Source organism: Maritimibacter sp. DP1N21-5, assembly GCF_019218295.1.
GTDB lineage: Bacteria > Pseudomonadota > Alphaproteobacteria > Rhodobacterales > Rhodobacteraceae > Maritimibacter.
This window is the reverse complement of record NZ_JAHUZF010000004.1, coordinates 269,102-284,747: the sequence shown is the minus strand read 5'-3', so window position 1 is coordinate 284,747 and position 15,646 is coordinate 269,102. Positions and strand designations below refer to the sequence as shown.

13 protein-coding genes and 1 other RNA gene are annotated in these 15,646 nt (G+C 64.9%); 10 read left to right on the top strand and 4 right to left on the bottom strand.

Features of this window, described 5'->3' with window-relative positions:
* Positions 1-18: 18 nt before the first annotated feature.
* Positions 19-1,386, top strand: a complete 1,368-nt coding sequence (locus KJP29_RS05875; protein ID WP_218462632.1) for an FAD-binding oxidoreductase — start codon at positions 19-21, stop codon at positions 1,384-1,386.
* Here KJP29_RS05875 and hemE read toward each other — a convergent pair.
* Positions 1,383-2,411 carry a uroporphyrinogen decarboxylase gene (hemE, locus tag KJP29_RS05870; RefSeq protein ID WP_218462631.1) on the bottom strand — a complete coding sequence of 343 codons (1,029 nt, stop codon included), beginning with the start codon at positions 2,409-2,411 and terminating at the stop codon, positions 1,383-1,385. The two genes, KJP29_RS05875 and hemE, sit on opposite strands and share 4 nt — an antisense overlap.
* A gap of 99 nt (positions 2,412-2,510) precedes the next feature.
* Between hemE and hemC the strand changes: the two genes are divergently transcribed.
* The gene (gene hemC, locus KJP29_RS05865) at positions 2,511-3,470 is read left to right on the top strand and encodes a hydroxymethylbilane synthase (RefSeq protein ID WP_218462630.1); all 960 of its coding nucleotides are present in this window, start codon (positions 2,511-2,513) and stop codon (positions 3,468-3,470) included.
* 116 nt (positions 3,471-3,586) lie between these two features.
* The gene (locus KJP29_RS05860) at positions 3,587-4,516 is read left to right on the top strand and encodes an ornithine cyclodeaminase family protein (protein WP_218462629.1); all 930 of its coding nucleotides are present in this window, start codon (positions 3,587-3,589) and stop codon (positions 4,514-4,516) included.
* A 17-nt stretch (positions 4,517-4,533) separates the two neighbouring features.
* Here the strand turns inward: KJP29_RS05860 and ffs are convergent.
* Positions 4,534-4,632: signal recognition particle sRNA small type (ffs, locus tag KJP29_RS05855), an RNA gene on the bottom strand.
* A 98-nt stretch (positions 4,633-4,730) separates the two neighbouring features.
* Here ffs and nudC point away from each other — a divergent pair.
* Positions 4,731-5,711: an NAD(+) diphosphatase gene (gene nudC / locus KJP29_RS05850; RefSeq protein ID WP_218462628.1), complete on the top strand. Its 981-nt coding sequence runs from the start codon at positions 4,731-4,733 to the stop codon at positions 5,709-5,711.
* A 31-nt stretch (positions 5,712-5,742) separates the two neighbouring features.
* Positions 5,743-6,213 (top strand): SRPBCC family protein, encoded by a 471-nt coding sequence (locus tag KJP29_RS05845; protein WP_218462627.1) that lies wholly within the window; start codon positions 5,743-5,745, stop codon positions 6,211-6,213.
* A gap of 147 nt (positions 6,214-6,360) precedes the next feature.
* Here the strand turns inward: KJP29_RS05845 and KJP29_RS05840 are convergent, their stop codons facing one another.
* Positions 6,361-7,197 (bottom strand): prephenate dehydratase, encoded by an 837-nt coding sequence (locus KJP29_RS05840; RefSeq protein ID WP_218462626.1) that lies wholly within the window; start codon positions 7,195-7,197, stop codon positions 6,361-6,363.
* Between the two features lie 129 nt (positions 7,198-7,326).
* Between KJP29_RS05840 and KJP29_RS05835 the strand changes: the two genes are divergently transcribed.
* From KJP29_RS05835 to KJP29_RS05815, 5 genes are all read left to right on the top strand, one after another.
* Positions 7,327-7,869 (top strand): cytochrome c family protein, encoded by a 543-nt coding sequence (locus KJP29_RS05835; RefSeq protein ID WP_218462625.1) that lies wholly within the window; start codon positions 7,327-7,329, stop codon positions 7,867-7,869.
* 179 nt (positions 7,870-8,048) lie between these two features.
* Complete coding sequence (locus tag KJP29_RS05830; protein WP_218462624.1) at positions 8,049-10,016, top strand: extracellular solute-binding protein; 1,968 nt, start codon at positions 8,049-8,051, stop codon at positions 10,014-10,016.
* Positions 10,017-10,053: 37 nt separating this feature from the next.
* Complete coding sequence (locus KJP29_RS05825) at positions 10,054-11,154, top strand: microcin C ABC transporter permease YejB (RefSeq protein WP_218462623.1); 1,101 nt, start codon at positions 10,054-10,056, stop codon at positions 11,152-11,154.
* Positions 11,155-11,227: 73 nt separating this feature from the next.
* Complete coding sequence (locus KJP29_RS05820) at positions 11,228-12,334, top strand: ABC transporter permease (RefSeq protein WP_218462932.1); 1,107 nt, start codon at positions 11,228-11,230, stop codon at positions 12,332-12,334.
* A complete protein-coding gene (locus KJP29_RS05815) occupies positions 12,331-13,938 on the top strand; it encodes an ABC transporter ATP-binding protein (protein ID WP_218462622.1) in 1,608 nt (535 codons plus the stop codon). The genes KJP29_RS05820 and KJP29_RS05815 overlap by 4 nt, the downstream gene beginning before the upstream one ends.
* 31 nt (positions 13,939-13,969) lie before the next feature.
* Here KJP29_RS05815 and KJP29_RS05810 read toward each other — a convergent pair whose 3' ends face one another.
* Positions 13,970-15,643: a D-alanyl-D-alanine carboxypeptidase family protein gene (locus KJP29_RS05810; protein WP_218462621.1), complete on the bottom strand. Its 1,674-nt coding sequence runs from the start codon at positions 15,641-15,643 to the stop codon at positions 13,970-13,972.
* Positions 15,644-15,646 lie beyond the last annotated feature (3 nt).

Below are 15,646 nucleotides of genomic sequence, written 5' to 3'. Positions count from 1 at the left end.
TCAGTCAGGGAGGGCAGCATGGATTTCATGGAAGCGGCACGGCTCGTCATCGGGGCCGATCACGTGTTGACCGGTCAGGACACCGCCCGGTTCGCACAGGATTCCGCGGGGAAATACCTGTCCACACCGCTCTGCGTCCTGCGCCCCGGCTCTACGGAGGAAGTCTCGGCGCTACTGTCGCTGGCCACCCGGCACGGCCAACCCATCGTCCCGGTGTCGGGCAACACCGGCGTGTCCGGCGGCACATCGACCCAGGGCGCGGCGATGCTGTCCCTGGAACGGATGAACCATATCCTTGCCCTGAAGCCCGAGGCCCGTCTGGCTGTGATCGAGGCCGGCGTGATCCTCGACAGATTGCGCGATGCGGCGGCAGAGCATGGCCTGACCTTTCCCGTCGTTTTCGGGGCACGCGGCTCTGCCATGCTGGGGGGCATGCTTGCGACCAATGCGGGTGGCTCGAATGTCCTGCGCTATGGCAACACGCGGGCACAGGTGCTGGGGCTCGAGGCGGTGCTGGCGGATGGCCGCGTGATGGACCTCATGTCGGAGCTGCACAAGGACAACTCGGGTTATGACCTGCGCGACCTGCTTATCGGGTCCGAGGGCACGCTGGGGATTATCACCCGCGCTGTGGTCAAGCTCGTTCCCCTGCCCCGCCACCTGACGACGGCGATGGTCGCCCCGGTAACGCTCCCTGCGGCACTCACCCTCCTGAACCGTTTGCAGGAAGCGACGGGCGGCATGGTCGAAGCCTGCGAATACATGCCGCGCAGTTACATCGAGCGCAGCCTTGCCCGCGCAATGCCGGAACCCTTCGATACCCCGCAGGACGTCAACGTTCTTCTCGAGCTCGGTGGGGGCGCGGGGATCGGCGAGGTCTTCGAGCAGGTTCTGTCGGATGCTCTCGAGGAAGGTCTCATCGCCGATGCGGTGATCGCCCAGAACGAAGCCCAGCGCGCCGCCATGTGGCACCGTCGCGAAGCAGCGGCCGAAATCATGCTCGCCCCCGGAGCCAAAGCGATGAACGACATTTCGCTTCCCCTCGACGCGGTGCCGGTCTTCTTCGCCCGCATGTCCGCGCGCCTGCCCGAGCTCGACGCCGAAGCCACGGACATCTCCGTCGCGCATCTGGGCGATGGCAACATTCACTACGTGATCTACGCCGGACGCGCGGATCCCGACCACCTGTCCGCCCTCGTGACCGAGGTGGACCGCGTCGTGGCCGAGCTTGGCGGCAGCTTCTCCGCCGAACACGGTATCGGCGTGCTCAAGCGCCCCTCGATGGAACGCCACAAGGACCCCGTCGCGCTCGATGTGATGCGCGCGATCAAGGCCGCGCTCGATCCTGCGGGCATCCTCAATCCTGGCAAGGTGCTGCCCGACTAGGCGTTGCGCACCGCCTCGATCATCAAGGCGACGTTCTCGGGGTCGGCATCCGGTGTGATGCCATGGCCCAGGTTGAAGATATGCGGACCGCCCCGGAAGGCTTCGACGATGGCGCGCGCCTCGTCCACCAGCGCCTGCCCGCCGGTGACCATGTGGCCCGGCGCCATGTTGCCTTGAACGCATCCGTCGACCTGCACATTGGCCGCGGCCCATTCGGCCGACACGGAATTGTCCAGCGCCACGCAATCGGCCCCTGTCGCCTTGGCGAAACCGACGTAACGGTCGCCCGCCTCGCGCGGGAAGGCGATGATCGGCACGCCCGGATGGCGGGTCTTCAGTTCCGCGATGATCCGCTTGGCGGGTGCCAGCGCGAAGTCGTCAAAGTCCTGACCGCGCAGCGACCCGGCCCAGCTATCGAAGAGCTTTACCACCTCGGCCCCGGCCTCGATCTGTTTCGAGAGGTATTCGATGGTGCCGTCCGTGATCCGGTCGATGAGCGCCGCAAACAGCGCCTGGTTTTCCGCTTTCAGCGCATGGGCCGGCGCCTGATCCGGCGTGCCGCGCCCGGCGATCATATAGGTGGCAACCGTCCATGGCGCACCGGCGAAGCCGATCAGCGTCGTCTCCTTTGGCAATTCCCGCGACAGGATCGACACCGTTTCATAGACCGGCGCCAGATGATCGTGGATGTCATCGGCCCCCTTCAGCGCATCGAATTCCGCCTGCCGGTTGATCGTGGACAGACGCGGACCCTCGCCGGTCACGAACCACAGGTCCGCGCCCAGCGCCTGCGGCAAGAGCAGGATGTCGGCGAAGAGGATCGCGGCGTCGAACCCGTAGCGTCGGATCGGCTGCAACGTCACCTCGGCGGCCAGATCGGGTGTATAGCAGAGGGACAGGAAATCCCCGGCCATGGCGCGCGTAGCGCGGTATTCCGGCAGGTAGCGCCCCGCCTGCCGCATCATCCAGATCGGCGGTGTGGGCAGCGTTTCTCCGGCCAATGCGCGTAGGATCGTCTTGGTCATCGTGGTCTCCTCTGCGGCTTCACGTCACGTCTCGGGCCGCGATTGTCAAGCAAGCGCAGGTCTGGACGGGACAATCCGTCGCGTCTATTCACTCGCCCCATGACCATCACGCTCCCCGACCCGCTGAACCCGCTCAAGATCGGCACCCGAGGCTCGCCCCTCGCGCTGGCGCAGGCGCATGAGACGCGCGACCGGCTCGCCGCGGCCTTCGACCTGCCCGAGGCGGCCTTCGAGATCGTGGTCATTAAGACCACCGGAGACGACCGGGCGCTGATCGCGTCGGACACACCGCTCAAGACGCTCGGCGGCAAGGGGCTCTTCACCCGCGAGATCGAGGATCAGCTACTGTCGGGCGGCATCGACCTTGCCGTGCACTCGATGAAGGACATGCCGGTGGCGCAACCCGCCGGTCTCACGCTCGACTGCTACCTCCCGCGCGAAGACACCCGCGACGCATTCGTGGCGCTGGACGGAAGCCCCCTGGCCGACCTGCGGCAAGGCGCGACGGTCGGCACCTCGTCGCTGCGCCGCCGCTCGCAGCTTCTCAATCGCCGTCCCGACCTGACCGTGGTCGAATTTCGCGGCAACGTGCAGACCCGGCTTACCAAGCTCGGGGACAATCTGGCCGAGGCGACCTTCCTTGCAATGGCCGGTCTCACGCGGCTCGGGATGCTCGGCGATGTGCCCCATACCCCCATCGCGCCCGAGGACATGCTGCCTGCCGTGGCGCAGGGCGCCATCGGGATCGAACGGCGCAGTCACGACGCCCGGGCCATCCATATGCTCGAAGCGCTCCACGACACCGCCACCGGCCAGCGCCTCGGCGCCGAACGCGCGTTTCTTGCCGCGCTGGACGGCTCCTGCCAGACCCCCATCGCCGGGCTCGCGACGCTCGATGGAACGACGCTGCGGCTGCGCGGGGAAATCCTGCGCACCGACGGGTCGGAAGCCCTTGCCGACGACATGACCGGCGCCATCGAGGACGGGCCGGAAATCGGGACCGAGATGGCGCGCAAACTGCTGGCGCAGGCGGGCCCGAACTTCTTCGACTGGCGCTGACCCCATACGGTGGATTAGGGTCGCTCCGACCGTCTCAGGGAGGACCGCATGCCCCGGATCAAAGGTTTCCAGAGCGTTAGCCGCCGTTTCGCCCCCCGCGGCGATGGACGGCGCACATGACATCCACAATCAAGCAGATCGCCCAGAGCGACGTTCCCGCAAGTTTCGGCTGGGCCAAGGCCGTCGCGGCCTTGAAAGCCGGGCATCGCCTACCCCAAGCCCAGATCAAGGACCAGTTCCTGAGCCGGGGCGACGACGCCTTCATGACCCGTGCCGCCTGGATCGAAGGGCTGGGGATCGGCGTCAAATCCTTCACCGTCTTTCCCGGCAATGCCGCGAAGGGGCTCCCTTCGGTTCAAGGTGCGATGCAGATCTTTGACGAAGCGACCGGCGCACCCGTCGCTCTCGTGGCCTCGGACGTGGTGACCTACTGGAAGACGGCGGCGGATTCGGTACTCGGCGCTCTTCTGCTGGCACGGCCCGACAGCCGCCATCTCCTCGTCGTCGGAACCGGTATCGTCGCGAGCAGCCTGATCCTTGCCTATGGCGAGATGTTCCCCAAGCTCGAACGCATCACGATCTGGGGCCGCAATCCCGACAACGCGGCAGCGCTGGCAATGAACAACGGCAACCTCCCGTTCGAGGTGCGCGCGACGTCCGATCTCGCCGCCGCTGCCGCTGCCGCCGACATCATCACGAGTGCCACCATGGCAAAGACACCGATCCTGAATGGCGACTGGCTCCGCGAGGGCACCCATGTCGACCTGATCGGCGCGTTCAAATCAGACATGCGTGAAGCCGACGATAGGCTCCTGAAGCGTGGCCGCCTTTTCGTCGACAGCTTCGACACGACGCTCGCGCATATTGGCGAGCTCTCGATCCCGCTTGCCGAAGGCACGATCACGCGGGACGACGTTCTGGGGGATTTCTACGATCTCGTGGCGGGCAAGATCGGGCGCGTCAGCGACCGCGATATCACGGTCTTCAAGAACGGAGGCGGTGCCCATCTCGACCTCATGACGGCCATGGCCATCGTGGCCGGATGACGGTTTTCAAAGGGATAAGGTGAGAGGCTGGACAACGACCCAAGCGGGACTCGTTACGGCTGCTTCCTTCCGGACCTGACCGGGTTGGCGAGGTGCTCGCCCGCGCCAACCTCTCGAAGGGGCATATAGGAAACCCGAAACCGGAACGCAAGGATTCGGTGGACATCCACAAGTCACCCCCCTACCCCTCTCGCGACACGTCAGGGAGCGCACAATGGACCTCACGGATCTCGCCTTCGGCGGCGGTGGCCTCAACCGCGCGGCGCACCTGCGACCGCGCGCTGACGAGCTCTGGTCCTCGGGCGCGGCGCATGTTCTGCCGCTCTGGCGGGGCCGGCCGCTTTTTCAGGGAGAAGACCGCGCGCTCGACCTCGTCTTCACGGATGCCGCCCATCCGCTCATCGCCGAAAACCAGCCCGAATGGCTCTTTCTCGGCCAGCGTGGTGACCGCCCGCTTTTCGCGGCCGACATCTCCTCCTGGACCCCGCCCCATGAAAGTGCGGACGGCGGCCCCGGCTTCGGCGGCGAACCCGTTCCGGTAGAGGCGCCCGACCTTCCGCCCGACGCCCATTTCGCCGACCTTCGCGCCGCGCTCTACGGCCTCGACCCCTGGGAAAGCGAAGTCGCCGCTACCGCGCGGGGCCTCTTTGAGTGGCACCGGTCGCATGGCTTCTGCGCCAACTGCGGCCAGCCGTCCGAGATGAGCCAGGCCGGCTGGCGCCGCGATTGCCCTGCTTGCGGCCGCCCGCATTTTCCCCGCACCGACCCGGTGGTGATCATGCTGGTCACGCGCGGCAACTCGGTCCTTTTGGGGCGCTCGCCCGGCTGGCCTCCGGGCATGTATTCGCTTCTCGCGGGCTTCATGGAACCCGGCGAAACGATCGAGGCCGCCACCCGCCGGGAGGTGTTCGAGGAAACCGGCGTGAACTGCGGCCCGGTCGAGATGCTCGCCTCCCAGCCCTGGCCCTTCCCGGCCTCGCTCATGATCGGCACACGGACGGAAGCGACTTCCACCGAAATCACGCTCGACCCGGTGGAACTGGAACATGCGCTCTGGGTCAGCCGCGAAGACCTTGCCCTCGTCTTCTCTGGCGCCCACCCTGTGATCCGCAAGCCGCGCCGGGGGGCTATCGCGCAGGTATTGCTCAAGAATTGGCTTGCGGGAACCCTGCCAAGTCCGCACAGTCCGCGCTGAAAAACGAAGCGAGCAGTCAGAAGGTCACATCATGAAACTCACCACGCGCGAGGATATCGCCGCGCCGATCGAAGCGGTTTTCGCCAATGTCGCCGACTTCGCCTGGTTCGAACGCGCCGCCATGCGCCGCGGCGTCGACGTGGTGCGCACCGACAGCCTCACGACAACCGGCACCGGCATGTCCTGGCACGCCGAGTTCAGCCTGCGCGGCCGAGACCGCAAGGTCGATGTTGATCTGGCCGACTATGACCCGCCCGAAAAGATGAAGCTCATCCTGCGCTCCGCCGGGCTCGAGGTCGAGGCGCTGATCGACTTCGTCGCCATGTCGCGCAGCCGCACGCGCATGAACGTGACCATGGACGCGACGCCCAAGACGATCCCCGCTCGCCTGATGATCCAGTCGGCGAAACTGGCGCGCACGAACATCCTGAAGCGCTATCGCCGCCGCGTCGCCGAATATGCGGCGGAACTCGAGGAACGCTGCCACGCCCGCGGCTTCTGAGCTTTCATCTTTTCCCAATACTCTGGGGGAGTTGCCGAAGGCAGCGGGGGCGAAGCCCCCATCCTGGCTCGCACAGGGCGAGACACCGCGCCGTCCTCGCCGGAGGCGAAGCGGCGCAAGTCCTGTGCGAAGCTCGACTAAACGACCTCAGCCGTTGCGACGCGGGTCGGCCGGATAGACCCCGAGAATGTCGAGGTTCGTCGTGAAATACCCCAGTTCCTCCAGCGCGAGCTTCAGCCCCGGATCGTCCGGGTGCCCCTCCACGTCAGAATAGAAGCGGGTCGCGGTGAAATTCCCGTCGATCATGTAGCTTTCGAGCTTGGTCATGTTGACGCCGTTGGTCGCGAACCCGCCCATCGCCTTGTAGAGCGCGGCCGGAATGTTGCGCACCTCGAAAACGAAGGTGGTCATCATCTTACCGGGCCCGCGCCGGGTCAGGTCGATGTCGCGCCCCATGATCAGGAAGCGTGTCGTGTTGTGGCCGTGATCCTCGATATCTCGCGCCAGCACCTCGAGCCCGTGGATCTCGGCGGCGAGCGCCGAGGCGAGGACCCCTTCGCCCTCGGTTTGATGCGCCGCCAGATCCGCCGCCGCCCCGGCGCTGTCCGCCGCCGCATGGCCCCGGATACCATGGGCGCGCAGGAAGGCGGCCGACTGGGGCAGAAGCACCAGGTGCGCGCGCACGTCCCGGATGTCTTCAAGCTTGCGTCCCGGCACGCTCATGAGCGCGATGCGCACTCGGACGAAGGCCTCGTCCAGGATATGCAGCCCGCTTTCGGGAAGCAGCCGGTGGATATCAGCGACACGGCCATAGGTCGAGTTCTCGACCGGCAGCATTGCTAGGTCCGCCTCGCCCGATTTCACCGCCGCGATGACGTCCTCGAAGGTCGCGCAGGGCAACGGCTCATGATCGGGCCGCGCCGCGAGACAGGCTTCGTGGGAATAGGCCCCGAGGTCGCCCTGAAACGCAATCTTGCCCGCCATCTCGCTCACCTTCGCTCACATTCCTGAAAATACGCCCCATGGGGCCTATCGTCGCGCCTCATAGCGCTTGAATTCAGCCAGTTAAAGCGTGTAGACACCCGCCAGAATTAGCCAGGAACGGATCGCGACATGTTCGACACAATGACCTTCACCAAGGCCGGCGCCGCCGTCTGCGCCGCTCTGCTGATCTTCCTCTTCGGAAACTGGGCCGCCGACAGCCTCTATGCAACGGCGTCGGAAAGCCATGGCGAAGCCGCCGAAGGTGAAGAGGCTCATGCCACGCAGGGCTACGTGATCGCGAACCTCGAAGCCTCCGAAGCCGGTGGCGCCGAGGAAGAAGCCGGCCCCTCGTTCGAAGAAGTCTTCGCCTCGGCAGATGCGGCCGCCGGTGAATCGGTCTTCAACAAGTGCAAGGCCTGCCACAAGGTCGACGGTTCCAACGGCACCGGCCCGCATCTCGATGGCGTGGTCGGCCGCACGGTCGCCGCCGTCGACGGCTTCGGCTACTCCGACGCCATGGCCGCGCATGGCGGTGAATGGACCCCGGAAGCGCTCGACGCCTTCCTCGAGAACCCGCGCGGCGACGTCCCCGGCACCAAGATGACCTATTCCGGTCTCAAGGACATCGAGGACCGCGCGAACCTGATCGCCTGGCTCGCCACGCAGAACTGATCGGGGCGAACCAGTGATTGACAAGGGCCGTTTCGGGGAACCGAAGCGGCCCTTTTCCGTTGGCAAAGGGACAAGCATGTAATGTCCCTGCAACCTGCCTCACGAATTCTCGCCTTGAAGTTGGGGGGCGGCGGGCCGTAGCCTGCATGAAACAGGGAATTCGCGATCAAGGAGAGCCCATGACGCCGCACGCCTCGCGCCGCAACGACCCCCGCAACCCGGCCCCGCGCGGTCAGGCACAGGCCGCCACCCGTATCTTCTCCGATCTGCGCTCCGTGGCGCTGACCCTCGCGCTCTCAGGCGCCGTGGTGCTCGCCGGAACCATCATCGCCCGGGGGCAGGATGCGGGGCAGGACGCCCAAACCACCGTCACCCACGCCTATTCCAACTTCGGCGAAGTGAAATACGGGCCGGATTTCCCCCATCTCGACTATGTAAACCCCGACGCGCCCAAAGGCGGAGAGATCTCGATCTCTTCCATGGGGACCTTCGACAGCTTCAACCAGTATTCCCGAAAGGGCGTTCCGGCGGCGTTGAACACCATCGGGTCCGAGGCGATCCTCGCCGCCACGGCCGACGACGCCTATAGCGCCTATTGCCTGCTCTGCACGACGATGGAGTATCCCGAGGACCTCAAGTGGGTGACCTTCAACCTGCGCGACGATGTGACGTTTTCCGACGGCACGCCGATGACCGCCGAGGACGTGCTCTATTCCTTCAACCTGTTTCTCGAACAGGGCATCACCGAATACCGCGCCATCGTCGAAGGCTTTATCGAAGGCGTAGAGGTCCTGGATCCCCACACCATCACCTTCACCTTCACCGATCAGGCGCCGATCCGCGAGAGGATCACCTTTGCCGGCGGCACGCCCGTCTTCTCCAAGGCCTGGTTCGAGGAAACGGGCCAGCGGCTAGATGAAAGCTCCGACCAGCCCTTCATGTCCACCGGCGCCTATGTGCTCGACAGTTTCGACTACAACCGTCAGATCATCTACAAGCGCAATCCCGACTATTGGGGCGCCGATCACCCGCTTCAGATCGGGCAGTCCAACTTCGACACAATCCGCGTGGAGTATTTCGCCGACAGCCAGGCCGCCTTCGAAGCCTTCAAGGCTGGGGCTTTCACCTTCCGCGAAGAGAACTCCTCGCTCATCTGGGCCACGGGTTACGAAAATTTCCCGAACCTTCAGGACGGCCACGTCATCAAGACCGAGTTTGCCGACGGGACCGTGGGCACGGCGCAAAGCTTCGTCTTCAACCTTGATCGTCCGACCTGGCAGGACAAGCGCGTGCGCGATGCCATCGGCATGATGTTCAACTTCGAATGGTCCAACGAGGCGCTGTTTTACGGGCTCTATTCCCGGGTGAACAGCTTCTGGCCCGGCTCCGAACTCGCCGCGACGGGAACGCCATCGGAGGCTGAGGTCGCGCTGCTCCAGCCGCTCGTGGACGAGGGACTTCTGGATGCCGCGATCCTGGCCGAGGAGGCCCCCGAGCCGCCCGTCAACGCGGCCGCCCAGAACCGCCCGGACCGTGGGATGTTCCGTCAGGCGGGCGCGCTTCTGGCCGAAGCCGGATGGGAGCCGGGGTCGGATGGCAAGCTGCGCAAGGACGGCCAGATGCTCGACCTGGTCATCGTGTCCTACGACCCGAGCTTTGATCGCATCATCAACCCCTATATCGAGAACCTTCAACAGCTTGGCGTGAACGCGAAACTGGAGCGGGTGGACACCGCGCAATATGTCGAACGCCGCCGCGCGGGCGAATTCGACATGGTAAGCCACGGCTTCAGCATGGGCTTCGAGCCGGGCATCGACCTTGAGCAGTGGTTCGCCTCGAAGACGGCCGACGACAGTTCACGCAACCTCATGCGCCTGCGCAGCGAGGCGGTGGACAAGCTCATTCCCGCCGTGGTCGCGGCCAAGGATCTGGACGAGTTGCAAACCGCCGTCCACGCGCTCGACCGGGTGCTGCGCTCCATCGGGTTCATGGTGCCGCAGTGGTTCAAACCGGTCTATACCGTCGCCTATTACGACCAATACGAGCACCCCGAAAATATGCCGCCCTATGCCTTGGGCTACATGGATTTCTGGTGGTATGACGAGGCGAAACACGACGCGCTCGTGGCCGCGGGCGTGTTGCGCTAACCCGCCCGCGACCGCCTAGAGAAAGACCCGAAACCCAATGGGCGCCTATATCCTTCGCAGGCTCTTGCTGATCATCCCGACACTGTTCGGGATCATGGTGATCAACTTCACCCTGACACAATTCGTGCCCGGCGGCCCGATCGAACAGATCATCGCCCGGATCGAGGGCGAAGGCGACGTCTTCGGTGCAATCTCGGGCGGTGGCAGCGACTTCGGTGCCTCCGTCACTTCGGGGGAATCGGCGCAGGGCGGGTCGGAATACGTGGGCGCGCGCGGCCTTCCCGCCGATTTCATCGCCGACCTCGAACGGGAGTTCGGCTTCGACAAGCCGCCGGTCGAACGCTTTTTCACGATGATCTGGAATTACATGCGGCTCGACTTCGGGCAGAGCTACTTCCGGTCGATCGGGGTCTTCGAACTGGTGGCCGAAAAGCTCCCCGTCTCGATCACGCTGGGCCTCTGGTCGACGCTCCTGTCCTATGTGATCTCGATCCCACTGGGCATTCGCAAGGCGGTGCGCGACGGCTCGACCTTCGACACCTGGACCTCGGGCCTGATCATCGTGGCCTATGCGATTCCGGGGTTTCTCTTCGCAATCCTGCTCCTCGTCCTCTTCGCGGGCGGCACCTATTGGCAGATCTTCCCTCTGAGGGGTCTGACCTCCGACAACTGGGAAAGCCTCTCTCTCGTCGGCAAGGTCGCCGATTACTTCTGGCACATCGCCCTTCCTGTCATCGCAAGTTCGATCTCCGGGTTCGCGACCCTGACCCTGCTCACGAAGAACAGCTTCCTCGACGAGATCAAGAAGCAATACGTCATCACCGCCCGCGCCAAGGGCGTCAAGGAAAGCCGCGTGCTTTATGGCCACGTCTTCCGCAACGCCATGCTCATCGTGATCGCGGGCTTCCCGGCGCTTTTCGTGTCAGTCTTTTTCGGGGGCTCGCTCATCATCGAGACGATCTTCTCGCTCGATGGTCTCGGGCGTCTGGGCTTCGAGGCTGCAGTCGCACGGGACTACCCCGTGATCTTCGGCACGCTCTTCGTCTTCTCGCTTCTGGGCCTGCTCATCGGCATCCTGTCGGATCTCATGTATGTCTTCGTCGATCCCCGCATCGACTTCGAGAAGCGGGAGGCGTGACATGAGCCTCGACCCGAACGCCCGCATGCCCGGCGAAGACGCGCCTGCACCCGTTGTCCCGGCGCGCAGCCGAATGTGGCTCTCGCCGCTCAATCAACGCCGCTGGCGCAACTTCAAGCGCAACCGCCGGGCGCTCTGGTCGCTCATCATCTTCGGCGTGCTCTTCGGCCTGTCGCTCTTTGCCGAGCTTCTGGCAAACGACAAACCGATCATGGTGAAATATGACGGCCGCTATTACTTCCCGGTCGTCCAGTTTTATCCCGAAACCGCCTTCGGGGGCGATTTCAGGACCGAGGCCGTCTATGGCGATATCGAGGTCAAATGCCTCATCATCGCGGCGGGGTCAGAAGCCTGCTGGGACGACCCCGACGGCACCATCCTCGATGCGCAGGACGGCATGCTCGGGGACACGGTCATCAACGAGGGCTGGCTCCTCTGGCCGCCGATCCCCTACAGCTTCAACACCATCAACGACATCGGCAAAGCCGCTCCCTCGGCCCCCGATGCGAACCACTTCCTGGGCACCGACGATACCGCCCGCGACGTGCTGGCCCGGGTGATCTATGGCTTCCGGCTGTCGGTCTATTTCACCATCATCGTGACGATCGCGACCTCCATCGTCGGCATCGCGGCGGGTGCGATTCAAGGCTATTTCGGCGGCTGGATCGACCTCGTCTTTCAGCGGATCCTCGAGATCTGGGCCTCGACCCCGTCGCTCTATGTGATCATCATCCTCTTCGCCATTCTGGGCCGAAGTTTCTGGCTCTTGGTCTTTGTGACGATCCTCTTCGGCTGGCCCGCGCTTGTCGGCGTGGTTCGGGCGGAATTCCTGCGCGCGCGCAATTTCGAATACGTCCGCGCGGCCAAGGCCTTGGGCGTGTCGTCGCGCACGATCATGTTCAGGCACATGTTGCCCAACGCGATGGTGGCGACCGTGACCATGCTGCCCTTCATCATCACGGGCACCATCGGCACGCTGGCCGCCCTGGACTTCCTGGGCTACGGCCTGCCGTCTTCGGCGCCGTCGCTGGGTGAACTGACACGGCAAGCCAAACAGAACCTTCAGGCGCCCTGGCTCGCCTTCACGGCCTTCGTAACCTTCACGGTGCTCCTGTCGCTTCTCGTCTTCATCTTCGAAGGCGTGCGTGATGCCTTCGACCCCAGAAAGACCTTCCAATGACCCTGCTTTCCGTCGAGAACCTCCGGATTTCCTTCCGGCAGGACGGCAGGATCATCCCGGCCGTCAAGGGCGTGTCCTTCGACATCCAGAAGGGCGAGACGGTCGCGCTGGTGGGCGAGTCCGGGTCGGGCAAGTCCGTCACCGCGCTTTCCACCGTGTCGCTCCTGCCCGAAAGCGCGATCATCGAAGGGTCGATCACCTACAAGGACCGCCAGATGGTCGGCGCGTCGGACAAGGAACTACGCCGCACGCGCGGCAACGACATCTCCTTCATCTTCCAGGAACCGATGACCTCGCTCAACCCGCTGCACACTCTGGAAAAGCAGCTGCGCGAGTCGATCGAACTGCATCAGGGCCTGACCGGCGACGCGGTGCGCGCGAAGATCATCGAACTGCTGGAGAAGGTGGGCATTCCGGATCCCGCCTCGCGCCTCTCCGCCTATCCGCACCAGCTTTCCGGCGGCCAGCGTCAGCGCGTAATGATCGCCATGGCGCTCGCCAACGGTCCCGACCTTCTGATCGCGGACGAGCCGACAACCGCGCTCGACGTCACCATTCAGGCGCAGATCCTCGATCTGCTGATGGAGTTGAAGGACACGCTGGGCATGTCGCTTCTCTTCATCACCCACGACCTGACCGTGGTGCGCAAGATCGCGGACCGGGTCTGCGTCATGAAGGACGGCGAGATCGTGGAAGCCGGCCCGACCGAGTCGATCTTCGACGCGCCGCAGCATCCCTATACGCAAAAACTCCTGTCCGCCGAACCTTCGGGGAGCCCCGCTCCCGTGCCCGATTTCGCCAAGGAAATCGCGCGGACCCAGGACCTCAAGATCTGGTTCCCCATCTACCAGGGCCTTCTGCGCAAGACGGTTGGATACGTCAAAGCCGTGAACGCCGCGACGCTTTCCGTGCGCGAAGGCGAGACGGTCGGCATCGTCGGGGAAAGCGGCTCGGGCAAGACCACGCTCGCGCTCGCCATCATGCGACTCATTTCGTCCGAGGGGCCGGTGGTCTTCCTTGGCAACGACATTCAGGGTTGGCGCTCGAAACAGATGCGTCCGCTCCGGCGCGACATGCAAATCGTGTTCCAGGACCCTTTCGGGTCGCTGTCGCCGCGCATGACCTGCGAGGAGATCATCGCGGAAGGCTTGGGCGTTCACGGGCTGGAACCCGGGCGCAACAAGACCGAGATGGTGGCGGAGATCATGCGCGAGGTCGGGCTCGACCCCGCCACGATGCACCGCTACCCGCACGAGTTTTCCGGCGGGCAGAGGCAGCGGATCGCCATCGCGCGGGCGATGATCCTGCGCCCGAAGCTCGTGGTGCTGGACGAGCCGACTTCGGCGCTCGACATGACGGTGCAGGTGCAGATCGTGGAGCTCCTGCGCGGTCTACAGGCGAAATACGGGCTCGCCTATCTCTTCATCTCGCATGACCTGAAGGTGGTGCGCGCCCTCGCCCACAAGGTCATGGTCATGAAATCGGGCGACGTGGTGGAAGAGGGCGACGTGGACCAGATCTTCGACAACCCGCGCACGGCTTACACCCGTGCCTTGATGGCAGCGGCCTTCGATCTGGCGGCGGTCGAAGGGGCCAGCGCGTAGAGCTTTCCGTTGTCCGGAGGCCTTGGACGACCTACCCCTGTCCGGCTTCGATCACCGTACAGCTCGTGCCCCGCGCCGTGAGCCGCCGACAGGCCAGATCCGCGGCCTCTTGCGTCATGCCCACGAAATTCGCGTTCCAGCCCTGCCGTCCGTTCTGCACCTTGCGCAGGGCCTCGCCCAGAGTGGCAAGTTCGGCCAGCGCCGTGCGCAGAAGCACCCGCTCGGCTTCATAGCTCGACCCGTATGTGCCGACGTTGATGCCGAAATGATGCCCGCCCGAGGTCGACAGCCGCGTGACGACTTCCGGCGTCGCCATCGTCGCGGCGCCGGAGCCTTCGACGCTCGCGAGGATCACATTGTCGGGTCGTGCGGGCGGCGCCGGGGCCGTTTCTGGAGCGGCCATGGAGGCTGCGATGATCGTGGCACCCTCGGTCTCGGCCTCGGCCGCGATCGGCGCGGTGTCGTTCTCGCCTGCTTCGGCCACAAGCTCGTTCAGCGTGTCTTCCAGCGGCACTTCCGTGGTGTCTTCGATGACTTCCGCGACTTCGACGTCTCCCGGCGTCCCGTCGGTTTCCGCTTCCGCCACGACTTCCTCCGGCACGCCAAGGTCCTCAGGCCGGGGTTCCGGCGGGGTCGGGGCGAGGAGCCCCGCGATCAGCTCGTTCACTTGCTCGCCGGTTTCCTCCGACAGGCCCGCGCCGGGTCGCGGCTTCGGGCGGATCGACTTGATCGGCGCAGCGACGATGCGGATGGTCTTGCCCACGCCGCCTTCCTCGTCGTCCGGTCCCAGACCCGCGACCAGCGCGGGCGCCGATCCGATACCCAGCCCCTGATTGCCCAGGTAAGGCGGGCGTTGTGTCGGGCGGATGTTGGCCCGCGACGGCGCTTTCTGGAACCCGATGTCGAGGAGTTCAGCCACCTGTGCGTTGCGCGCCGCCGTCGACTGGCCGCCGAAGACCGTCGCGATGATCCGCTCCTGCCCACGTTGCGCCGAAGCGACAAGGTTGAAGCCCGCCGCATTGGTGAACCCGGTCTTGATCCCGTCCGCGCCTTCATAGGCGTCGAGGAACCGGCGGTTCGTGTTGTTGATCGCCCGGCCGTTCACGTTCTCGCTCCGGCGCGAGAAGAGGTTGTAATAGGCGGGATAGTCGTAGAACAGGTGCATCCCCATCATCGTCATGTCCCGCGCGGTCGACAGGTGCCCGTTCGCGGTCAGGCCATGCGCGTTGACGAAATGGGTCCGGGACATGCCCAGCGCCTTGGCGGTGCGGTTCATCCGCGCGGCAAAGGCCTCTTCCGAGCCGGACACGGCCTCGCCCAGCGCGGTCGCCGCGTCGTTCGCCGACTTGATCGCGGCGGCGCGGATCAGGTGGCGGATGGCGATTTTCTGGCCCTTGGCCAACCCGATCTTCGACGGCGGTTCGGCGGCGGCATTGGCCGAGATGGTCACGACCGTATCGAGCGTCAGTTCCCCGTTCTCGATCGCCTCGAAGACGATGTAGAGCGTCATCATCTTGGTGAGCGACGCGGGGTGTAGCTGGGTGTTGGCATTGCGTTCGTGAAGCACTTCGCCGGTGCGGGCATCGACGACGTAATCGGCATAGGGCGCGGTATGCGCTGGTCCCGCGCCGATGAAGGCCACGATCAGAATGAAAAGGAGATACCGGACACTACGCCCGTAACGCCCAAGGACGTCGCTTACCATGGT